The sequence below is a fragment of the Aliiroseovarius conchicola genome (genome assembly GCF_041403445.1).
GTDB classification, from domain to species: Bacteria; Pseudomonadota; Alphaproteobacteria; order Rhodobacterales; family Rhodobacteraceae; genus Aliiroseovarius; species Aliiroseovarius conchicola.
This window is the reverse complement of the sequence record NZ_JBGEHL010000001.1, coordinates 34,147-56,615: the sequence shown is the minus strand read 5'-3', so window position 1 is coordinate 56,615 and position 22,469 is coordinate 34,147. Positions and strand designations below refer to the sequence as shown.

Below are 22,469 nucleotides of genomic sequence, written 5' to 3'. Positions count from 1 at the left end.
ATGAGACTTGTCGCTGATATTGGCGGCACCAACTCCCGTCTCGCGCTTGCCGCGGGCGGGACGGTGCTGTCTGACACTTTGCGCAGCTACGCAAATGACAGCTACGCGTCGTTCGAGGACGTGGTGAACGCCTATTTGCGTGATGTCACGACGGGCGGGGTTGAGGAACTGGTGATTGCCGTCGCTGGTCCAGTTAACGGGATTGCGGCGCGACTGACCAATCGCGATTGGCATTTCAACGAGGAAGAGCTTGCCGATCATCTGAATATCGAAAATGTACGCCTTATCAATGACTTGACAGCATTGGGTTATGCTGCGCCCGCCTTGCAGACCAGCCAGAAGGCCATTGTCATTGACGGTCATGTTGCGAAAACACACCTACGTCAGTCACTGGTTGTGGGCATTGGCACCGGCTTCAATGTCAGCCCAGTTTTGCAACATGGTGCTTCGACCGTTTGCGCTGTGTCTGAAACCGGACATATCGGCATGGGATCGGGCGTCACGTCTGAATTGGAACGTCTGCGCCCCGGTTTGTCACAGGATTTCCCGACCGTGGAGCATCTGTTCTCGGGCCGTGGATATGCTGCGTTTTGCGCTGCTATCACTGATGGGCAAAAACGCCAACCTGCCGACATTATCACGCTGGTTCAGTCGAAACAGGACGATGCGTTGGTAAAGTCCACTGACAGCTATGCCGGACTGATCGGGTATCTTATCCGGGACCTGCTTTTGGCGTTCATGCCCAATGCCGGGATTTATTTTGCGGGCAGCGTCGCACGCGAGGTCTTGTCACTGCCCGCCAAAGCTCAGTTCGAGGCCGTACTGGATGCACCGTTTCACATTGATGTGTCGCTGTCCTGTCCGATCTGGACTATTACGGATGATGGCGCGGCTTTGATCGGTTGTGCGAACATGACCATCGACCCCGACCCAACTGACCAAAATTAAAGCTTTCGTCTGAGGACACCGGCGGGGGGCAAGGAACCATGTTCGGTCTCAGCTGCAGTTGCAGAGTAGTTGAACCAGAATTCCTCAGTCGCGGTCTGGCGAACGCGCACCCCTTCGGGCTGCGCACGTGTTGCAATGCCGGACTTGCCGCACAGCAATGCAATCAAGCGGTCCAGCCCTGCGTCATCAAGCCAGCCGCCGCAGTAGGTTGCGTGATCTGATGTCATCGCCACCGGTGCACCTTGTTGTGTCCGCAGTACGGCTTCTGATGTGCCCTCTAACTCCTCAGAATATCCAATGACCGCGCCACCACCGTTCAGCGCAAGAGGCATATCTGGCCTTAGGCTTTCAACACGCGAAATGTACAAATCTAACCCTGGAATCGCAGGAGGAAGGGGGTGAGGGATGTTGAAATACTGATCTCTTGCAGCAGTTCGTGGCCCGCAAAGAACATGTGCTTTGGTGTCGTCGAGCGCCAATTTCAGGTCATCAGGCATATGCACCAAGCCCGGTGCCAGAATCAGCCGATAGCCTGTGAAATCCCGCGTGTCCTTCGATACAATATCCACCGATAAACCCGCCCGTCTAAGCGCGCGGTAGTGATTGAACACCAATCCAAAGTAGCTCAGCCCATCTCCATGCGGCTGCGTCGACCACGCCCAATCGGCATCATAGTCGAAGATCAACGCCACCGGAGCTTGCGCGGGCTGCACATCGGGGGCGTCTTGCATCTCGGCGGCGACTTGCATGGCCTCGGCCACCGCGGGCGCATCGACGCTATCTGGTCGCAACATGCCCGCATGCATCTGTTCCTGCGCGAACGGGGCCTGGCGCCATCGGAAATAGCACACGGCCTCGGCGCCATGGGCGAATGCCTCCCACGTCCACAACCGCACCATACCGGGCAGGGGGGTGGGATTATACGGTGCCCAATTCACGGGGCCCGGCTGCTGCTCCATTACCCACCATCGCCCATGCCCAACGGCACGGTAGAGGTCATGATGGAAGGCTTGAAAATCTGGGTCACCCTGTCGGGCGAAGGCACGCTGATGTTCGGCATCCGCCCCTACGCGATCCTCTAAAAACCCCAGCGGATAGCTGTCCCATGTGGCGATTTCGAGGTCTCTGCCAACCTCGAAATGGTCAAAGTCAGTGACCCGTCCCATGTAGTTGTGAGAGGTCGGTGCGTCAGAATGGTCTTTAATTTCATCCACTTGTGCGCGATTGAACGCGACCACCATGTCGGAGCTATAGCGGCGGAACTCTTGCGCATGGGCAGGATTGGGCTCGGTTACGGTTAGATTGGGTAAATCAATCTCGCCAAAGTCAGCGTACTCCATGGACCAAAACACATTACCCCAAGCCCGGTTCAAGGCATCAATGGATTGGTATTTTTGTGCAAGCCACTCCTGAAACCCAACACGAGCCGCGTCAGAATACGAAATCGTTGTGTCGTGGCATCCGTATTCGTTGTCGGTCTGCCACGCTGCCACATGGGGATTGCGGCCATATCGATGGGCCATCAACCGAGTGATCCGGCGGCTTTCCTCGCGATACCCAAGATGGCTGAAACAGTAATGGCGACGCGAGCCAAATTTGCGGGGGCGGCCTTCGGCATCAACAGCCAGCATGTCGGGGTGGCGCGTGATCATCCAACGCGGCGGTGTGGCGGTCGGCGTCCCCAGTACGACCTTCAAACCTGCGGAACCGAGCACATCGATGGCGCGGTCCAGCCACTCCCATTGTAAGTCATTAGGGGTTGGTTCTAGTCGGGACCACGAGAACTCTCCGATGCGGACCCATGTCAGGCCTGCTTCGGCCATGCGGCGGGCGTCATCCACCCACATCTCTTCGGGCCAATGTTCGGGGTAGTAACAGGTGCCAAGCGTGCGCTTCATAGTTGTCTCACAGAATGACCCGATGTTCGGGTTGGCCTTTGGTTGTTGTGTCGATTGAGTAGGTCTTGCCTGCTTCCGGGTCGTCAGGGCGGTCCACAGCGGCAGTCGTAACAAAAAGCGTCGTCAGGCCCGGGCCACCAAACGCAGGGCACGAGGCTTGCGAAGTCGGCACATTATGCGCTTCAATTAAAGCACCATCTGGTGCGTAACAGGCGACGCGGCTCGCCCCCCATTGGGCATTCCAGAAATTTCCTTCTGCGTCGACCACAGCGCCATCGGCACCGAAATCCTTGCCGCGCAAATCAAGATGGACTTCTGGCGCACCCTTCGGCCAACCGTTTGCGTCAAGGGGCTGTCGCATCACGCGTGCATCAATCGTGTCGGTGAAATAGGCGTGGCTTCCATCCGGGGCGAAGCAGATCGCGTTGGTGATCGTGATGTTATCAAACAGCATGCGCAACTCGCCGCGATAGTAACGGTAGATCGCACCCGCGCCGGGTTCGGCATCATAACCCATGGTGCCGATCCAGAACCCGCCTTGCGGATCAGCTCGACCGTCATTTGAACGTGTCAGCGGATCATCGGCCTCGAGCGCGACGAGGTGTCCGCGTGCTCCGGTCGTGATGTCAAACCGCCACAGGGCTGAGGCGCTGGCGATTATCAACGTGTCGCGATCCACCCACCCAGCGGCCGAGACACATTCGTCGAATTGCCAAACGTGTTCGTCGTTCCCAGCGCGCGTCAACAGTCGTTTGCCAAGAATATCGAACCAGAAAAGTTGTGCGCGCTCTGGGTGCCAAAGCGGTCCCTCGCCCAATTCACAGACCGTGTCTGAAAATACCTTTGTTGTCATGTGACTGCCTTGTCGTAGGCGGCAACAATGTCGGCGGCTCGCTCAGCAACTTCGCTTGCGGATAGCCCTGGTTTATAAATATTTGAGCCGAGCCCGAACCCAGTGATCCCCGCGCCAAGCCAGTCGGCAAAATCGGCAGGGCCAACGCCCCCAACAGCATAGGATTTTGTGCCCGTAGGCAGCACCGCGGACAGGGCTTTGAACCCATCAAGGCCCAACTTGAAGGCGGGGAAGAACTTTAATCCGTCGGCACCCGCACGAAGGGCCGAGAATGCCTCGGTCGGGGTTAGGACACCGGGGTAGGATGCCATGTCATGGGCTTTCGTCGCCGCGATGACGGCCGGGTTGGCGTCGGGCGACACGACCATGGCTGCCCCAATCGCAGAAAGACGTTCGACCGCGCCTACCTCCAGCACGGTTCCCGCCCCGATTGTCGCGCGATCACCGGCATGTGCGATCATGCTTTCGATGCTGTCAAACGGGTTGGGAGAGTTCAATGGCACCTCGATCTTGGTGATGCCCGCGTCGATCAGCGCGTCTGTAATAGCGGTCGCTTCCTGCGGCTTGATGCCCCGCAGGATGGCAATGATTTCCCGGCTCATGTCAGGTGTCTTTCAAGCTGTGATAGGCCGCCGTCATTCCGGCGAGTGTCATGTTGTCTGCGTCGGACGGGCGCACCATCGCGCCTTGTGCGGTAAGCGCGGCGTGGTAGGCCGAAGCGACGTTATCCGCCCCCAGAATGACCACCTGCTGGCCCAGCCAATAGGGTTTCGCGGCGGCCAGCTCCGCGCCGATCAGAAGAGCTGAGAGGCGCGCGCGTGCCGTTGCTGGCGACATGTCATTCAACAGACCCTCAGCCCGGAGCGAGAAGAGCTTTGCTGCCAGATCGCTGGGACGCGTCAGGGTGTCAGACAAAGCAGTGTCGAAGGCGGCCTGGTCCCAGTCATCTGTCGCGACCGAGTGGCGCAGGACGGATTGATCGCTGAGAAGCGCGAACATCTCGCCGGTCATGAAGGTCCGGAAGCTAACGAGCTCGCCAGCGCTAATGTGCACCCATTTGCAATGCGTGCCGGGCAGGCAAAGAATGCCGTCAAAATCGGGGTTTTCTACAAGGTAACCTGCGATTTGCGTCTCTTCTCCGCGCATCACGTCCGCCGGTTTTTGTTGCTTCACGCCGGGCAGGATGTGAACGTCGAACACACCCGCGTTGAACTGTGTGGCGTTCGACACGCCAGGCGGGGCACACGGGACTGCAACATAGGGGGCTTCCGCCCACCCCTGTCTGGACCCTGCCATCCCGCAAACGATTGTCACGATCGAGCTGCCCAGATCAAACTCTGACAGCAGATCCATCAACACCGGCTCGAACTCGTCGCGCGCTAGGCATCCCATGCCCCGATCACTTTCGAGGCGTTCAAGGGCGCTGCCATCTTTCGCCATCAACCAGACGCGAAGATGGGTGGTTCCCCAATCGACTGCCAGCCAGTCTGGTGTCACGCCTGAACGGCTCACCCTGTCACCACCACGCCGCCGTCGACGACAAGTGCTTGCCCGGTGATCATGCGGCTGGCTTTTGACGCCAAAAATAATGTTGAAGATACGATGTCATCGGGCACCAGATGTTCCTTCAGACATTGCTTTTCCAGATGGGAGGCCAATGCTTCTGGATCGGCCCACATATCAAGCTGTTTTTGCGTCAGGACCCATCCGGGGGCCAATGCGTTCACCCTGATCTTGTCCGGCCCAAACTCGCGGGCCAGTGATCTGGTCATCCCGTTAATACCGGAATTGGCAGTCGTATAGGCCGCATATCCGCCTTGCCCCATCATGTAGCTGATGGATGTGAAGTTAATGATCGCGCCACCTCCGGCCCCAATCATACCCTCCATCACGGCCTGACAGGCGAAAAAATAGGCCTTTAAGTTGATGGATTGCGACCAGTCCCAGAACTCCTCGGTCACGTCCAAAGCAGCATGGCGCTGATCGTTGGCGGCATTGTTAACAAGGGTCGTGATCGGTCCGTGGACCGCTGCACTGTCCTCAATCGCGGACTTGAGCGCTGGAATATTGGTGATGTCGCATTGTATAAAATGGGGCCGATTGCCGGTCTCTGTCGCCATTTTGTCCACGAAATCTGAGGCATCCGTGCGACCAACAAAGGCAACCTTTGCCCCTTGGCGCAAGAACCCCTCGGTCAGCGCGGCCCCGATCCCAGACCCTCCGCCGGTGATGAACACCGATCTATCCTTCAGGTCATGGAATGTGGCCATGGAATTGGTGTCTGTCATCAGTGGCTCTCTCGTGTGACTAGTCGTGTATCTTTACCCACAAGGAAGTCCAAATCTGCCCCGTGTTCGGCCTGCAAAACCGTGTCGATGTAAAGCTTAGCGTATCCACGGGTGTAGTGGGGTTCGTCAGGGGACCAAGCGGCACGACGTTCTGCGAGCGTGGCGTCGTCCACCAACAATTCCAATTCACCTTTTGAAGCGCTGACCCGGATGCGGTCGCCGGTTTTGACCAGAGCCAAGGTGCCGCCCGCTTGTGCCTCGGGTGAGACGTGTAAGATCACCGTCCCAAAGGCTGTGCCCGACATGCGCCCATCCGAGATGCGGATCATGTCGCGTACGCCTTCGCGCACCAGTTTGGCGGGGATGGGCATATTGCCAACCTCGGGCATGCCGGGATAACCCTTCGGCCCGGCGCCTTTCAGCACCAGAATGCTGTCGGCTGTGACCGGCAAGTCATCGCGGTCGATGTTGGCCTTCATGTCTTCGATGTTTTCAAAAACGAACGCCTCGCCTTCATGTTCCAACAGCCGGTCGGTGGCTGCAGAAGGCTTAACGATCGACCCGTTAGGCGCCAAGTTGCCGCGCAACACGCGCAAGCCCGCTGCAGGTTTCACAGGTTCAGAGAACGATTTGATCACGTCGTCATTGTAGCATTCGGCGCCATCTGCAAAGACCGTGATATCGCCGCCTAAGACTGTCTTGGCAGTGCGCAAATGGCCTGCGTTCTGAAGTTCTTTCAGCACGACCGGCATGCCGCCCGCGTAGCAGAAATCTTCCATCAGGTACTGACCCGACGGCATGCAATTCACAAGCAAAGGAATATCACTGCCCAGTTCAAAATCTTTCAAAGACAGGTCCACGCCCACCCGCCCCGCAAGCGCCAAAAGGTGCACCACGGCGTTCGTCGACCCGCCGACAGCGGCGTTGGCAAGAATGCCATTGATAAACGTATCCTTGGTCAGAATGTCCGAGGGTTTCAGGTCTTCGTCCACCATCTCGACAATCCGTTTGCCGGTTAGGTGGGCAAGGGCAGCACGGCGAGCATCAACAGCTGGAAGGGCCGCGTTGGTGGGCAGGCTCATGCCCATCGCCTCAACGATCGACGCCATGGTCGATGCGGTGCCCATGGTCATGCATACGCCCTTTGATCGGCTCATGCCGCTTTCGGCCGCCATGAAGTCCTTCAACGTCATTTCGCCCGCGCGTACGGCCTCCGAGAACTTCCAGACATCGGTGCCAGACCCGATGTCCTTGCCCTTCCATTTGCCATTCAGCATAGGGCCAGAGCTGACCACGATCGTGGGCAGATCCACCGATGCCGCCCCCATCAATTGGCCGGGTGTGGTTTTGTCGCAGCCGCCCAAAAGGACGACGCCATCAATGCCATAGGCGCGGATGGACTCTTCAACGTCCATCGCCAGAAGATTTCGAAACAGCATCGCAGTGGGCTTCATCTGGGTTTCGCCCAGCGACATGACAGGGAACTCGACGGGGAAGCCACCGGCCTCCCACACGCCACGTTTCACACCCTCGGCCAAGTCGCGTAAGCCAGAGTTGCACGGCGTCAGTTCCGACCATGTATTGCAGATACCGATGACGGGGCGACCATCAAACGCATGATCGGGGAAGCCTTGGTTTTTCATCCAAGAGCGGTGAATGAAACCATCCTTGTCGAGCTTTCCATACCAATGCTGGCTACGACGTTTCTTGGTCATGCTGCTTTCCTTGTCCGTGCCCAGTTGGGAACCCAGTCACCATGTGCTGCCAACAGATCATCGACAAGCGACCGGATCTGGCGCAAGTCAAGTTCGGCGGCGGTGTGTGGGTCCATCATGGCAGCGTGATAAAGGTGCTCGCGCTCTTCGTCCAGAAGGGCGTGCACGGTCAGTTCTTGCACATTGATTTGGCTACGCATCAGGGCGACAAGTTGCGGCGGGATGTCCGTGACCACGCTGGGTTGCACGCCGTTCATGTCGACAAGGCACGGCGTTTCGACCGCAGCGCCCAACGGCAATTGTGGTATTTGGCCTGCATTGGGCAGGTTGCCATAGGCGGTGTAAGGCTGGCCGGTGATAATGGCGTTCATCATCTCGGCTGCAAATTCATGACTTTTGGGAACGTCGATTGCGGCGGCGTCCTTAAGTGCGGCCGCTTGTTCTTTCCAATCGGCCTGCTGTTCTACACAGCGTTTCGGGTATTCATCCAGCGGAATGCCAAATTCTGCGATCAGATCATCGCGTCCGTCTTTGATGAACCACGGAACATATTCCGCAAAATGCTCGGAGCTTTCGGTGCAGAAATATCCCAACTGCTCCATCACCTCATAGCGCACTTTGTTGCCACAGCGAGGCATCAGGAGTGGTGGCTTGGGAAGGGCACCTGACCGATAGCCATCGCGCAAGGCGGGGTAGAGGCTTTTGCCCGCAGCATCCTCTAATCGCAGAAAAAAGGCGACATGGTTCACGCCCGCGACCTTGTAGCGAATGTCGCTCTCGGCCATGTCCAGATCATGCGCCAGTTCCTGTACGGTGTTCTGAACCGAGTGGCACAAGCCGACCTGTTTGATATGCGGGAACCGTTCCGCCAAGGCCCAAGTGTTGATCGCCATCGGGTTCACATATTGCATCAGCAACGCGTTCGGACAGACAGCTTCCATATCGCGCGCCACGGACCACAGGTGTGGGACAGTGCGCAGGCCTCGCATGATGCCGCCAATGCCCAACGTGTCTGCGATGGTCTGGCGCAGCCCGTATTGCTTGGGCAGCTCAAAATCGGTGATCGTGCAGGGGTCATAGCCGCCGATCTGAAAGGCGGTGACGACGAAATCAGCACCCTCTAGCGCGCGGCGCTGATCGGTATACGTCTCGACCTTGGCACCTGTGCCCATCGTGGCGATCATCTTCTTCGCCACCAATTCACTTTCCGCCAGCCGTGTGGCGTCGATGTCCATCAGTGCAATCGTGGCGTCTTTCAGCGCTTCGAAATGCAGCATGTCTCCGACGATGTTCTTCATGAAAATCGTCGATCCAGCACCAATAAAGGTGAGTTTGGTCATTTAACGGCTCCGAGAGTTAGACCTGCGATAAAGTGGCGTTGCATCAGGAAGAACATGGCCACCGGGGGAAGGGCGGCGACGATGCTGCCCGCGCTCATCAAATGGTATTGTGCCACGAATTGCGAGTTGAAGGACGTGATGCCAGCCGTCACAGGCTGCGCGTCAGGTCCCTGGGTCAGCACAATCGCCCAGAAATAGTCGTTCCAGATGAAGGTAAAAATCAACACCGACAGCGCCGCAATTGCGGGCTTCATCAACGGCAGGACAACGTACCAGAAGATGCGCCATTCGGCGATGCCTTCGACGCGGGCTGCCTCGATCAACTCGAAGGGCAGGGCGCGGATGAAGTTGCGCATGAACAGGGTACAGAACCCGGTTTGGAACGCGATGTGAAATAGGACGAGGCCAAGTTTGGTGTCATAAAGCCCCGCCGAGACCGTTAGGTCACGCACTGGCACCATCAGGATTTGAAATGGCACAAAGTTGCCGGCGATGAACATGAAGAAAATCAGCAGATTGCCACGGAACCGATAGATACCAAGCGCAAAACCCGTCATGCACGACAACGCAACTGCGCCGATGACCGTCGGCACTGTGATCAGGACGGAGTTCAGCATATAGCGTGGCATGTCGCTTTCAAAAAAGACCTTACCGTAGTTCGAGAAGAACTCGAACGATGATGGCAGGCCCCAATAGTTACCATTGGTGAAGTCGTTCAGCGGCCGGATTGAAAACATGGCCACCGCGATCAATGGCAACAGCCACATGATCAGCGCCAGCGGCACCAGTGTTTGATAGGTGATCTGCGCACCGCGCGAGCGTTTTTCGATGGGGGTCGGGAACATTTCGCTTACCTCCGCGCTGCTTTTTCGTCTTGGTACATCGACCACAGGAAGTAGCCGATAAAGAAGAGCATGATCAGGAACAGGACCACAGCGATGGCCGAGCCATAGCCCATGCGGAATCCGTATTCCGACAAGGCTTTTTCATACATGTAGAAACTCAGCACGCGGGTAGATCCAAACGGCCCGCCGTTGGTCATAACCGAGATGAGGTCGAACGACCGCAGCGCACCAATGATGGTCACAACGAAAGCGATAAAGGTCGCTGGCTTAAGTTGCGGCAAGATGACGTGCCACAGCATTTTCCAGCCTTTCGCGCCATCCAATCGTCCAGCTTCGATCTGTTCTGGGTCCACGGCGTTCAGGCCTGTCAGATACAGGATCATACAATACGCTGTTTGCGGCCAAAGCCCTGCGGCGATGATGCCGTAGGTCGCCAGAGTCGGGTCGCCAAGCACGTTGACAGTGTCCATTCCAAGGAAGGTCAAAAGCGCGTTTAAAAGACCTTCGCGGGGCAGATAGAACCACGAGAATACAAGACCCACAACAACCTGGCTGATCACGAAAGGGAAGAAAAACAGAGACTTGTACAGGCGAATGCCTGCGATCGTCTGGTTCAGAAACAGGGCGATGAACAAACCCGCTGGGATCGCCAACAGGTACAGCACCAGCCATTTCACGTTGTTCCATAGCGATACTTTGAAGGCGCGATCCGACATCAGTTCGTCATAGTTTCTCAGGCCGATGTACTTTGCTTCGCCCAGTCCATCCCACTGATAAAGCGAGATGTTAAAGCTCTGAATAATCGGGCTGATCACATAGACCACAAAGAAAAGAACGCCCGGCAGCAGAAACATCAGCGGCGTCAGGGTCATCCGATTGCGGCGGATCCAGCTTGTTTCATGTTCGGTGGTCATCACGTCCCTCCCTTGAACACGTCATGGGGAAACCCTGTTCCGGGCTTGCCAATAGCGTGTTGATCATCGTGCCTTGATGGAAATGCCCCGCGCAAAGCGCACGCGGGGCAATCCATGATATCAGCTTATTGGTAGATGCGCTGACGCGCGTCTTCCAAACGGTTCAGGATGTCGTCCAGATTGTCTGGGAACACCATGAACTCTTGCAGGCCTTCCATGCCGACGGACGCCATTTCAGCCGGGAAATCGCGGTCAAAGAACTGCGCGATGCCGCCGGTGGCGTTGTTTGACAGCATGTCAAAGCCTTGCAGGATGAATTCGTCATCTGCGACCGACGCGTTTGCGTTGACCGGCAACTGACCAAGCCCATCAGGACCATTGATCTTGGTCTGCACTTCTGGCGACGTCACAAACTTCAGGAACTCGCGTGCGGCTTCTTTGTTCTGAGCGTTCGCTGCAATGTGGAATGTGTCGGTCGGGGCGTCTTCACCCATTGGAACATCCGCAATCGCAGGGAACTGATAGAAGTCGATTTGCTCGTCCGTCAGGCCAGCTTCGCGCAGATGTGGCACAACAAAGTTACCCATCAGGTAAGCTGTTGCTTCGCCGCTTACGAAGAACGGTAGCGCTTCTTGCCAGCTATAGGTTTGGTGGTCGTCGATGAACGCCCCCATGTCGATCAGCTTGCGCCAGTTTGCGAAAGTTTCCAGCACACGCGGGTCGGTCCATGGCACTTCGCCACGGGCCAGCTGCATGTGGAAGTCGAACCCATTGGTGCGCATGTTCATATAGTCGAACCAACCGCCGGCGGTCCAAAGGAACTTTGATCCGATGGTGTAGCATTTACGACCCGAATCGATGATCACCTGACAGTTGGCAATTTCTTCGTCGAAGGTTGTCGGCTCTGTCAGGCCCAGTTCTTTGAAGATGTCTTCGCGGTAATAGATACCCCACTGATAGTATGTATACGGCACGCCGTACTGCTTGCCATCCAGCGTCATCGCACCCTTTACGCTGTCCAGACCGGGCAGGTCGCCACCCTCGTACATATCCGAGATATCCTCGAACAGACCCGCGTTCACAAACGGGCTCATCCGGTTGGCTGCATACCAGTTGATCACGTCTGGTGGGTTGGCTGTCAGAGCGTTACGAATCTGACTTTTCCAGGCTTCGCGGTCAACCACTTCAAGTTCGACGGTTAGATCTGGGTGCATAGCGTCAAAGTCGGCGGCAAGGCCTTCCATGATCGCGCGCGGCGCAGGGTTCGACATATCCGAGATAATGCGAAGCTGGCCAGAAAGATTATCCGCCAGCGCGCCTGTTGCCAGACCAGCGGTCATCGCAACGGCCGCCGAGGACGTTTTTAGAAATTTCAGCATGAGGTTCCTCCCAAGGTTATCAGCTGACTTATTTTGGTTCCACATTGTGAAACTTGATTTCAACAGTTGAAACTGTGCGCCATCTTCGCTACAGATGTCAACAGTTTCCTCGGCATCGGGGAAATGTGGAGGAGATAAAAATGGGCGTAATGGAAAAGACCCCGGAGACCGCTGACGGCACAGTGGGCAAAGCGCTTCACGTGCTTGATATGGTCGCTGAAAAGATGCGCCCGGTGCGCTTCAATGATGTATTGGCAGACAGCCCATATCCAAAGGCAACGCTCTATCGCCTGCTGCAAACGCTGACGAATCAGGGCCTGCTTTCCTACGATGAGGAACGCCAAACCTATGCGCCGGGCATGCGATTGGTGCGGTTAGCACACGCCGCCTGGCGCCAAAGTTCACTGGCCCCCGTCGCGCGCCCTTTCCTTGATGAGCTGTCGGCTGAAGTGGGGGAAACCATCCACCTTGCACAGCTAGATCGCGGTCAAGTTCTGTATGTTGACAAACGTAATGCAGCAGAACCGATCGAGATGTTTTCGCAGGCAGGGAAGGTCGGACCGGGCTACTGTACCGGGGTTGGTAAGGCCATGATGGCATTTCTGAACGATGCAGCCCGCGAGGAAGCGATCAAGTATCAATCGTTCTTTCGCCACACCGATCAGACCCTGACAACGCCTGACGCGTTGCGTGCGGATTTGGACAATATCCGGGTCGAAGGCGTGGCGTTCGACCGTGAAGAGCATGAGGTTGGGATCAACTGCATCGCAGCACCCATCCTGTCCACATCTGGTCGCGTCATTGGGGCGCTGTCGATCACAACGCCCATCCAAAAATATGATTTATCTGATCTGGAAGCCCTTCGACCCTCGCTTCTGGACACCGCAAACAAAATCGCACGGGCTGCCGAAAACTGGCAGTTCCCCAGCTGAACTGAAAAAAGGGAGGAACGCCCATGTCTGGCGTGACGCTTACCAATGCCGTCAAGAAATACGGCGATGTCCAGGTCATTCACGATATCGACCTGCAAATTGACAATGGCGAATTTTGCGTCTTCGTCGGGCCCTCTGGCTGCGGAAAATCGACGCTTTTGCGCATGATTGCGGGGTTGGAGGAAACCACCGCAGGCGAGATCAGGATCGGTGACCGCGATGTAACGCGTGTTGAGGCGTCCGAGCGTGGCGTCGCAATGGTGTTTCAGACCTACGCGCTCTATCCGCATATGACGGTGGAAGAGAACATGGGTTTTGGTCTTAAAATGAATGGCCACCCCAAAGAGGTGATCAACCAAAAGGTCGGTGAAGCAAGCCGCATCCTGAAGCTGGATGACTACCTGAAGCGTAAACCCAAAGCCCTGTCCGGCGGTCAACGCCAGCGCGTCGCAATTGGCCGGGCCATTGTCCGTGGTCCAGAAGTTTTCCTGTTCGACGAGCCGCTTTCGAACCTTGATGCAGAACTCCGCGTCGACATGCGGGTCGAGATTGCGCGTTTGCACAAGGAAATAGGTGCGACCATGATCTATGTGACCCATGATCAGGTTGAAGCGATGACCTTGGCCGACAAAATCGTCGTGCTGCGCGCCGGTATCATCGAGCAGGTCGGCAGCCCGATGGACCTGTATAACGACCCTGACAACAAGTTTGTGGCGGGTTTCATCGGGTCACCGGCGATGAATTTCCTTGAGGGTACCGTTCAGGGGGGCAAAGTTGTTCTGACCGCGCTGAATGGGCGCGAGGTTGTCACTGACGCGGCGTTGCCTGCAGATGGCGCCAAAGTGTTGGTCGGGGTCCGTCCTCAGGACCTGACGATTGAAGCCGGTGAGGGTGGTGCAGTTTTGGACCTGCGTGAACGACTGGGTGGCGTATCATACGACTATCTTGTCGCGGGCACCGGCGAAAAGATCATCGTTGAAAATCGCACTCAGGACACATTGCCGGAAGGCAGCGAAGTCGTCGTTGGGTTTGATGATGCGGCCGCGATGTTCTTTGACGCTAAATCCGAGCAAAGGCTTCGTTGATCATCCATTGAGGGCGGCCGTGGGTCGGTAAAAGGGCTGGCAGGCCATCGCAGTCCATCGCATAGTGCAGCGCGACCCTTGCTGCATGGACGCGACATGACGCCCGAACATTTTCGCCACGACATCACTTCCACCCTAGCGGTGCCCGGCCAACATGGGCCGGACAAAGGGCGTGTCGCGGCCAAGATGCTTCACCGTTTGGTGCAGGCACTTCGAAATAGGGATACGATCAACATGACCGCCGACGGGTTATCGACCCAACCGGCGGGTGGCCAACAATTGCTGACCGTACAGTCGTCGGGATCAACGGGTGCCCCAAAAACCATTAGACGCCGCCCAGCGTCATGGATTGCCAGCTTCGAAGTTACGAAGGCTCAGTATGCAGTTAGCGCATCTGCACCCTATGCGGTTTTGGGATCGCTCACGCATTCACTCACGCTCTACGCGGTTGTTGAGGCATTGCATTTGGGCTGTGATCTGACAGTGCTGACGGGATTGTCGCCCCGCGCACAGATCGCCGAATTACGTGAACAGAAAACACGGGTTCTGTATGCGACGCCAACACAATTGCGACAGTTGATCGAGACAGGTGCAGCACCGCTTGAGCCCGTAAGTGGGGTGTTCTGTGGCGGTGGAAAATTAGACGAGGCCACGAAGGGTCGAGCCGCACTGTTCTTTCCAAACGCCGACATACGAGAGTTCTTCGGATCATCAGAGACCAGTTTTATCACGATAAGCGATGCCTCCACGCCCACAGCTTCCGTGGGCCGTGCCTACCCCGACGTGGATCTCCAGGTGCGCGACGCGAAAGGGTGTATCACTGATGGGGCGGGCGAAATCTGGGTGCGCAGCCCTTACCTGTTTGACGGCTATGCATATGGCAAAAGTGATGACACGCGTTGGGACGGGGATTACCTTTCTATCGGTGAGTTCGGGAGTGTCGATCAAGCCGGGAACCTGACGCTTTTGGGCCGCAAAAACCGGATGGTGACAATCGCCGATCACAACGTTTTTCCTGAGCTGGCTGAAGCGCACATTCAATCGAACGCAAATGTTGAAAAATGCGCGGTTGTCGCCATCCCTGACCCGCTGCGCGGCCATGTCCTTGTCGCAATTGTGGAACGAGCCAGTGATGTTGGCTGTGCTGAAGCGTTGCTCGGATCGTGCCGATCGGCTTTGGGGCTTCACGCCTCTCCTCGTCGGATCGAGTTTGTCGACCGCATGCCCATGCTCGACGCGGGCAAACCGGACCTAATGGCTCTGATGCAGATGCTGGAGGATGATGATTGATGCAGACTGTCATTATCGCGGCCAGACGAACGCCCGTTATGCCAAGGGATGGCGCGTTTTCGTCCTATGCGATCCACGAATTGGCCTTACCCGTTATTCAAGCGTTGCTTGATGATGTAGGACTGGCGCCGGATGCGGTGGACGAGTTGATCTTGTCGAACGCGCTTGGCGCAGGGGGTAATCCGGCAAGGCTGGCAGCCCTTGCCGCTGGTCTGCCAGCTACCGTGGCCGGGCTTTCGATTGATCGACAATGCAGTGGAGGGCTTGATGCGATTATACTGGCGCGGGCGCTTGTAGCGTCGGGGCAGTGTAATGTCGTGATCGCAGGTGGGGTTGAAAGCTATTCGCGCCGACCGTATCGGTCGCACCGTTTTGCAGATGGGCGTCCGCCAGAACCCTATGATCAAGCCCCTTTCACACCTTGGCCAGATCGTGATCCTGATATGGCCGACGCTGCAAACCAGCTTGCCGAAAAGTTGGCGATTTCGCGCGAAGAACAAGATAATTGGGCGGTGGAAAGTCATTCGAAAGCAATAGCTTATATGGCGAATGATCGCGGACAAGAGGTCGTCGAGTTTGCCGGTCAAATTCGCGACGGATTTACCCGCAATCTAACTCCGGCCCTTTGCCGCCGCGCGCCCATCGTATCGGGGGATATCACCGCAGCCAACATGGCGGTGGCTGCTGATGGGGCCGCATTTTGTTTGGTCGTCTCTGATAAGATTGCCCAGAAACTGGGTGTTCAAGGGATCGAAGTGATCGCGGGCGCGACGCTCGGTGCAGATCCGATGCTGCCGGGCCTGGCCCCAGTTGAAGCCATTCACAAAGCTCTACGATTGGCTGGCCTCTCGGTAGGTGATCTTTCTGTCGCCGAAATCATGGAAGCGTTTGCCGTTCAAGCAATTGCCTGCCAAGAGGGCGCAGAAATCCCGCGTGACATCGTGAACCCATCTGGAGGCGCGTTGGCACGCGGTCATCCCGTCGGCGCTTCGGGTGCCGTTCAGGCAGTCCGGCTGTTTCATGAACTGCGCTCTAAAAGCGGGGCTGGGGTTGCCGCGATTGCGGCTGCCGGGGGGCTCGGGACAGCGGTCGTCCTGCTCGCGCCTTAGTTCTTGGGAAAACCGTGAAACGAGGTGTACTCGTTCAGCTCAGCACGGTCGGTTCGAAACTGGTTCTCGGGGGCATCTTCATCGGGTTTGCCTACCGCGATGCCGCACACCACCAGTTCGTCCGCGGATAGGCCCAAGTGTTCGTGCACAATCGGTCCGTAGTTTGCCAAGGCTCCGATGCCAGTTGCACCATAGCCTTGATCCTCGGCTGCAAGCAGAAATGCCATAAGCGCCATGCCCAGATCCATGAAACAGCCTTTGCCCATGTCCCTGTTGATTGTAACCACGATGCCAACGGGCGCGTCGAAAAACGTGTAATTGCGTGCGAACTGCGCGCGCCGCCCTTCAATGTCGCGTCGTTCGATTCCCAGTGCATTATAGAGCGCATAGCCCGCCGCCCTTTGTCGGGCCTTCAGGGGTGTTGGCATTGGGGATGGGAAATAAGAGTACTCTGATGTAACAGGCGCGCCGTTTTCCTGCGCGCTTAGCAGAGCCGTTGTGAGCGCTGCCAAAGGGTCGCCTGTTAATACGTGAAAATTGCCGGGTTGAAGATTGGCCCCACTCGGTGCGCGCCGCGCCGCGCGACACATGTGTTCTATGGCGTCACGTGGCACAGTGGCCGAGGTGAAAGAGCGCGTCGAGTGGCGTGACTGCAGAAGGTCATCAAGCGGTCGGGACATGGGGCACCAGAATTGTTGTGTGTCTGTGGTAATTGATCTGGCTTTAGGCGTCCATGCCCGGGTGTTCCAGTTGCTGTTAGCGTTGGTCATTAAGTTCTTCAGTCACGCATCTGTGAAAAAGCACATGCAATTAGCGATTGGCAGACCAAGCAGCGTTCACACGCAAATGCACTCACCGATACATAAATTTTCAATTCCACGCACAAAATTTACAAACAACAATCGCATTGGTTAAATAAATTTACAGAAAAATTGTTGTTTGACAGTTATTTATTCTCTTATTTTCCGGCTATTGAGGGATGTGCTGTAAATTGGCATTTTGCACTCAGGTTGCGCACCCCGCGCCACCAGGAGGAATAACTGGAGGAACCGGCATGTCGTTGGAGAACACGGCTGACAAAACTTACACCCCGTCACCAGAGTTTGTCGCGAACGCGCATATTGATGCTGCGAAATATCAAGAAATGTATGCCGCGTCGGTGAACGATCCCGAAGCATTCTGGGCCGAGCATTTGAACCGCTTGAGCTGGATGAAAACGCCATCAAAAATCAAAAACACCACTTTTGCGCATCCTGACGTTTCCATCAAATGGTTCGAGGATGGCGAGCTGAATGTCTCGGCCAACTGTATTGACCGGCACCTTGAGACGCGGGGCGATCAAGTCGCGATTGTCTGGGAATCTGACGACCCGAATCTTGACAAGAAAATCACCTATCGCGAGCTGCACGAGAATGTCTCGAAGATGGCCAATGTGATGAAGGGGCTCGGGGTTAAAAAGGGCGATCGCGTCGTTCTGTACCTTCCGATGATCCCCGAAGCGGCTTACGCCATGTTGGCCAGCGCGCGTATCGGCGCGGTTCATTCGATCGTGTTCGCGGGCTTCTCACCCGAAGCATTGGCGGCGCGGGTTGCCGGTTGCAAAGCTTCGCTGGTTATCACTGCGGATGAAGCTCCGCGTGGCGGTCGAAATACGCCGCTGAAAACCAATGTCGATGCGGCACTGGAACACGGCGATCTGGGCGACACACCTGTACTGATGGTCGAACGGACCGGTGGAGATGTGCCAATCAAGGCAGGGCGTGATCATTCATATACGGCTTTGATGGCAGACGCCTCGGCCGATTGCCCGCCTGAAGTTATGAATTCAGAAGATCCTCTGTTCATTCTTTACACATCCGGGTCGACCGGACAGCCGAAGGGTGTGCAGCATTGCTCTGGCGGCTATTTGCTGTGGGCTGCGATGACGCATGAGTACGTTTTCGACTATCATGATGGTGACATCTACTGGTGTACTGCAGACGTGGGCTGGGTCACAGGCCACAGTTATATCGTCTATGGCCCGCTGGCCAATGGTGCGACCACTCTGATGTTCGAAGGTGTGCCGACTTACCCGGATGCAGGTCGTTTCTGGGCCGTGTGCGAAAAGCACAAAGTGAATCAGTTCTACACCGCCCCAACAGCCATCCGTGCCTTGATGGCGCGCGGTACCGAGTTTGTTGAGCCCTACGATCTGTCCGATCTGAAGGTCCTGGGCACGGTGGGTGAGCCCATCAACCCTGAAGCTTGGAATTGGTACAATGACGTGGTCGGCAAGGGCACTTGCCCTATCGTGGACACGTGGTGGCAGACAGAGACCGGTGGTCACTTGTTGACCCCGCTGCCCGGTGCCACGGCGACGAAACCCGGTTCGGCAACCACACCATTCTTTGGCGTGCAGCCGGTGATTCTGGAACCCACCACGGGTGAAGAGATCAACGAGACCGAAGCCGAAGGCGTCCTGTGCATGAAAGACAGCTGGCCCGGCCAGATGCGCACCGTTTACGGTGATCACGACCGTTTCGTTGCGACCTATTTCGCGGATTACAAAGGCTACTATTTCACCGGTGACGGATGCCGACGTGATGCGGATGGCTACTACTGGATCACTGGTCGCGTGGACGACGTGATCAACGTGTCAGGCCACCGAATGGGGACCGCCGAAGTGGAAAGCGCGCTGGTTGCGCACCCCAAAGTGTCGGAGTCTGCCGTCGTCGGTTTCCCGCATGATATCAAAGGACAAGGCATCTACTGCTACGTCACTTTGATGGATGGCGAGGAATACACGGACGATCTGAAGGTCGAGCTGCGCAACTGGGTTCGCCAGGAAATCGGCCCGATTGCCAGCCCTGATCACATTCAGTGGGCACCGGGACTTCCAAAGACACGTTCCGGCAAGATCATGCGCCGCATTCTGCGTAAAATTGCCGAAGATGACTATGGCGCGCTTGGTGACACCTCGACTTTGGCTGATCCTTCGGTGGTTGAAGACCTGATCGACAACCGCATGTCCAAGGGTGACGCATGAAAGATGCGGTGACCACGGGTGCACCTGTTTTGATCCTTCTCGGCCCTCCGGGTGCCGGGAAGGGGACGCAGGCGCGGATGCTGGAAGAGACGTTCGGGATTGTCCAACTATCGACCGGTGACCTTCTGCGGGCGGCCGTTACGGCTGGAACTGATGCAGGAAAAGCGGCGCAAGCTGTGATGGAGGCCGGCGAACTTGTCTCTGATGAGATCGTCATCGCGATCCTGCGCGACCGTTTGGCGGATGGTGATTGCGCGCAAGGTGTGATCCTTGATGGCTTCCCTCGCACGACCGTTCAGGCCGAGGCACTGGACGCTTTGCTTTCGGAAAGCCAGCAACAGATCAATGCTGCGATCAGCCTTGAAGTTGATGACGCTGCGATGGTGACGCGCATTTCCGGTCGCTACACCTGCGGCGCGTGCGGCGAAGGTTATCACGATGAATTCAAGCAACCCCTGCAAGCCGGGGTTTGCGACAAATGCGACGGAACGGACATGAAACGCCGGGCCGACGACAACGCTGAAACCGTGGGAAGCCGCCTTGTGGCCTATCACGCGCAGACGGCACCGCTCATTGCTTACTACGACGGCAAGGGCAGCCTGAAGACGGTCGACGCGATGCTGAGCATCGAAGCGATTGCAGGCAATCTGAATGCAATCGTTGAGGAGGCGATTGCATAACCAAGGACAGATCGGGCCGCAGAGTTGCCCCTCTGTTTTAATACTAGGGAGGTGGCTTCATGGCCGAAAACTCATCCAATACAGCATACTGGTCCGCCAATATGCGCATCATTACGATCAGCCTGATCATTTGGGCGCTCGTATCATTCGGGTTCGGCATCGTGCTGCGCCCATTATTGTCAGGTATCCCCGTTGGCGGCACAGATCTGGGCTTTTGGTTTGCCCAGCAAGGGTCAATCCTTGTCTTCCTGGTGCTGATTTTCAACTACGCCTGGCGGATGAACAAGCTCGACCGTGAACACGGCGTCGACGAAGAATAAAGGGACAGGGACAGATGGATCAGTTTACACTCAACTGGCTTTTTATTGGCGCAAGCTTTGCGCTCTATATCGGCATCGCAATCTGGGCCCGTGCGGGTTCAACTTCTGAATTTTATGCCGCTGGTCGGGGTATCCACCCTGTGACCAACGGTATGGCAACTGCGGCCGACTGGATGTCGGCGGCCTCGTTCATCTCGATGGCGGGCCTTATTGCGTTTGTCGGCTATGACAACAGCTCGTTCTTGATGGGCTGGACGGGTGGCTATGTGCTTTTGGCGCTGCTGCTGGCCCCTTACCTGCGTAAATTCGGCAAATATACCGTTTCTGAGTTTATCGGTGATCGGTTTTATAGCCAAACAGCGCGTATCGTGGCGGTTGTCTGTCTGATCGTTGCCTCAACAACCTATGTTATCGGTCAGATGACCGGTGTTGGCGTGGCCTTTGGCCGCTTCCTTGAAGTGTCCAATACCACTGGTCTTCTCATTGGTGCGACGGTCGTTTTTGCCTATGCGGTTTTCGGCGGCATGAAGGGTGTCACATACACACAGGTTGCCCAGTACTGCGTGCTGATCACAGCCTATACAATCCCAGCGATCTTCATTTCGCTGCAACTGACGGGCAACCCAATCCCGGCTCTTGGCCTGTTTGGCGAAACCGGCGATGGTGAGCATCTGTTGGTGAAACTTAATCAAGTTGTGACCGAACTGGGCTTTAACAGCTATACGGCCAATCATGCAGATACGCTGAATATGGTGTTGTTCACCTTGTCGCTGATGATCGGTACGGCTGGTCTGCCGCACGTGATCATGCGCTTCTTCACTGTTCCTAAAGTGTCGGACGCGCGTTGGTCGGCTGGTTGGGCACTGGTGTTCATCGCACTTCTGTACCTGACGGCCCCTGCTGTGGGCGCGATGGCTCGCCTGAACATCACCAACCTGATGTGGCCCAATGGTGGCATCGAAGGTGGCGCTGTGTCGCTTCAGCAAATCAACGAAGATCCTAAGTATGACTGGATGCATAACTGGCAGAAAACCGGTCTTTTGAACTGGGAAGACAAAAACGGTGATGGCCTGATCGAGTACTACAACGACAAGAGCCCTGAAATGGAGGCCATTGCAGCCGAAAATGGCTGGGTTGGCAACGAACTGACCAAGTTCAACCGTGACATTCTTGTTCTTGCGAACCCTGAGATTGCCAACCTTCCTGGATGGGTGATCGGTCTGGTGGCAGCTGGCGGTCTTGCCGCGGCGCTGTCCACGGCGGCGGGTTTGCTTCTGGCGATTTCGTCTGCGGTGTCGCATGACTTGATCAAAGGGGCGATCAACCCGCAAATCTCGGAAAAAGGAGAGCTTCTGTCAGCACGTGTTGCCATGGGGGTCGCAATTGTGGTCGCAACCTATCTGGGGCTTAATCCTCCGGGCTTTGCGGCGCAAACAGTGGCACTGGCCTTTGGTCTGGCGGCTGCGTCGATCTTCCCGGCACTTATGATGGGTATCTTCTCGACCAAGATTAACAACACTGGCGCGGTTGCTGGTATGTTGGCCGGTCTGACGGTAACGCTGATCTATATCTTCCTGCACAAGGGGTGGTTCTTCATTCCCGGTACAGCAAGCTTCTCGGACAGCGATCCACTTCTGGGTACGATCAAGTCGACATCGTTCGGCGCGATCGGTGCTGCGATCAACTTCACAGTTGCCTATGTTGTCGCTGGTATGACGAAAGCCACACCAGAGCACATCAAAGAGCTGGTACACTCGGTTCGCGTTCCGCGCGGTGCTGGTGCAGCCCAGAACAAGTAAGTGACTCGGGCGGATGGTCTATGCGACGCTCCGCCCCCTTACGATACAG

20 protein-coding genes are annotated in these 22,469 nt (G+C 56.5%); 9 read left to right on the top strand and 11 right to left on the bottom strand.

Annotated features, from left to right (window positions below):
* Entirely contained in the window at positions 1 to 948 is a 948-nt protein-coding gene (locus V6N04_RS00250; protein WP_371168104.1) for a glucokinase, read from the top strand.
* Here the strand turns inward: V6N04_RS00250 and V6N04_RS00245 are convergent.
* From V6N04_RS00245 to V6N04_RS00200, 10 genes are all read right to left on the bottom strand, one after another.
* Complete coding sequence (locus tag V6N04_RS00245; RefSeq protein WP_371168103.1) at positions 945 to 2,846, bottom strand: beta-galactosidase; 1,902 nt, start codon at positions 2,844 to 2,846, stop codon at positions 945 to 947. The genes V6N04_RS00250 and V6N04_RS00245 overlap by 4 nt on opposite strands.
* Positions 2,847 to 2,853: 7 nt before the next feature.
* Positions 2,854 to 3,699: an SMP-30/gluconolactonase/LRE family protein gene (locus V6N04_RS00240; protein ID WP_371168102.1), complete on the bottom strand. Its 846-nt coding sequence runs from the start codon at positions 3,697 to 3,699 to the stop codon at positions 2,854 to 2,856.
* Complete coding sequence (locus tag V6N04_RS00235; RefSeq protein WP_371168101.1) at positions 3,696 to 4,301, bottom strand: 2-dehydro-3-deoxy-6-phosphogalactonate aldolase; 606 nt, start codon at positions 4,299 to 4,301, stop codon at positions 3,696 to 3,698. Before V6N04_RS00235 ends, V6N04_RS00240 begins: the two co-directional genes overlap by 4 nt.
* A gap of 1 nt (position 4,302) precedes the next feature.
* Entirely contained in the window at positions 4,303 to 5,211 is a 909-nt protein-coding gene (locus V6N04_RS00230; RefSeq protein WP_371168100.1) for a 2-dehydro-3-deoxygalactonokinase, read from the bottom strand.
* Positions 5,208 to 5,987 (bottom strand): SDR family NAD(P)-dependent oxidoreductase, encoded by a 780-nt coding sequence (locus V6N04_RS00225; protein WP_371168099.1) that lies wholly within the window; start codon positions 5,985 to 5,987, stop codon positions 5,208 to 5,210. Before V6N04_RS00225 ends, V6N04_RS00230 begins: the two co-directional genes overlap by 4 nt.
* A complete protein-coding gene (locus V6N04_RS00220; protein WP_371168098.1) occupies positions 5,987 to 7,702 on the bottom strand; it encodes an IlvD/Edd family dehydratase in 1,716 nt (571 codons plus the stop codon). Before V6N04_RS00220 ends, V6N04_RS00225 begins: the two co-directional genes overlap by 1 nt.
* Positions 7,699 to 9,042, bottom strand: coding sequence for an alpha-glucosidase/alpha-galactosidase (gene melA / locus V6N04_RS00215; protein ID WP_371168097.1), 1,344 nt, complete (start codon positions 9,040 to 9,042; stop codon positions 7,699 to 7,701). Before melA ends, V6N04_RS00220 begins: the two co-directional genes overlap by 4 nt.
* Entirely contained in the window at positions 9,039 to 9,887 is an 849-nt protein-coding gene (locus tag V6N04_RS00210; protein WP_371168096.1) for a carbohydrate ABC transporter permease, read from the bottom strand. Before V6N04_RS00210 ends, melA begins: the two co-directional genes overlap by 4 nt.
* A 5-nt stretch (positions 9,888 to 9,892) precedes the next feature.
* Positions 9,893 to 10,801: a carbohydrate ABC transporter permease gene (locus V6N04_RS00205; RefSeq protein WP_371168095.1), complete on the bottom strand. Its 909-nt coding sequence runs from the start codon at positions 10,799 to 10,801 to the stop codon at positions 9,893 to 9,895.
* Between the two features lie 125 nt (positions 10,802 to 10,926).
* Entirely contained in the window at positions 10,927 to 12,180 is a 1,254-nt protein-coding gene (locus V6N04_RS00200; protein WP_371168094.1) for an extracellular solute-binding protein, read from the bottom strand.
* Positions 12,181 to 12,320: 140 nt separating this feature from the next.
* Between V6N04_RS00200 and V6N04_RS00195 the strand changes: the two genes are divergently transcribed.
* The 4 genes from V6N04_RS00195 (at position 12,321) to V6N04_RS00180 (ending at position 16,596) form a co-directional block, all read left to right on the top strand.
* Positions 12,321 to 13,112, top strand: a complete 792-nt coding sequence (locus V6N04_RS00195; protein WP_371168093.1) for an IclR family transcriptional regulator — start codon at positions 12,321 to 12,323, stop codon at positions 13,110 to 13,112.
* 23 nt (positions 13,113 to 13,135) lie between these two features.
* A complete protein-coding gene (locus tag V6N04_RS00190; RefSeq protein ID WP_371168092.1) occupies positions 13,136 to 14,197 on the top strand; it encodes an ABC transporter ATP-binding protein in 1,062 nt (353 codons plus the stop codon).
* A gap of 96 nt (positions 14,198 to 14,293) precedes the next feature.
* Positions 14,294 to 15,487, top strand: a complete 1,194-nt coding sequence (locus tag V6N04_RS00185; RefSeq protein ID WP_371168091.1) for an AMP-binding protein — start codon at positions 14,294 to 14,296, stop codon at positions 15,485 to 15,487.
* Positions 15,487 to 16,596, top strand: a complete 1,110-nt coding sequence (locus tag V6N04_RS00180; RefSeq protein WP_371168090.1) for a thiolase family protein — start codon at positions 15,487 to 15,489, stop codon at positions 16,594 to 16,596. The genes V6N04_RS00185 and V6N04_RS00180 overlap by 1 nt, the downstream gene beginning before the upstream one ends.
* Here the strand turns inward: V6N04_RS00180 and V6N04_RS00175 are convergent.
* Positions 16,593 to 17,276, bottom strand: a complete 684-nt coding sequence (locus V6N04_RS00175) for a nitroreductase (RefSeq protein ID WP_371168089.1) — start codon at positions 17,274 to 17,276, stop codon at positions 16,593 to 16,595. The genes V6N04_RS00180 and V6N04_RS00175 overlap by 4 nt on opposite strands.
* Before the next feature lie 374 nt (positions 17,277 to 17,650).
* Here V6N04_RS00175 and acs point away from each other — a divergent pair, with 374 nt between their 5' ends.
* From acs to V6N04_RS00155, 4 genes are read left to right on the top strand one after another with little or no spacing between them, the layout of a single operon-like run.
* Positions 17,651 to 19,621: an acetate--CoA ligase gene (gene acs / locus V6N04_RS00170; RefSeq protein WP_371168088.1), complete on the top strand. Its 1,971-nt coding sequence runs from the start codon at positions 17,651 to 17,653 to the stop codon at positions 19,619 to 19,621.
* A complete protein-coding gene (locus V6N04_RS00165; protein ID WP_371168087.1) occupies positions 19,618 to 20,301 on the top strand; it encodes an adenylate kinase in 684 nt (227 codons plus the stop codon). Before acs ends, V6N04_RS00165 begins: the two co-directional genes overlap by 4 nt.
* A gap of 59 nt (positions 20,302 to 20,360) precedes the next feature.
* Positions 20,361 to 20,621, top strand: a complete 261-nt coding sequence (locus V6N04_RS00160) for a DUF4212 domain-containing protein (RefSeq protein WP_371168086.1) — start codon at positions 20,361 to 20,363, stop codon at positions 20,619 to 20,621.
* 14 nt (positions 20,622 to 20,635) lie between these two features.
* On the top strand, positions 20,636 to 22,420 hold the full coding sequence (locus V6N04_RS00155; RefSeq protein WP_371168085.1) for a sodium:solute symporter family protein: 1,785 nt from the start codon (positions 20,636 to 20,638) through the stop codon (positions 22,418 to 22,420).
* The last annotated feature ends 49 nt before the right edge of the window (positions 22,421 to 22,469 follow it).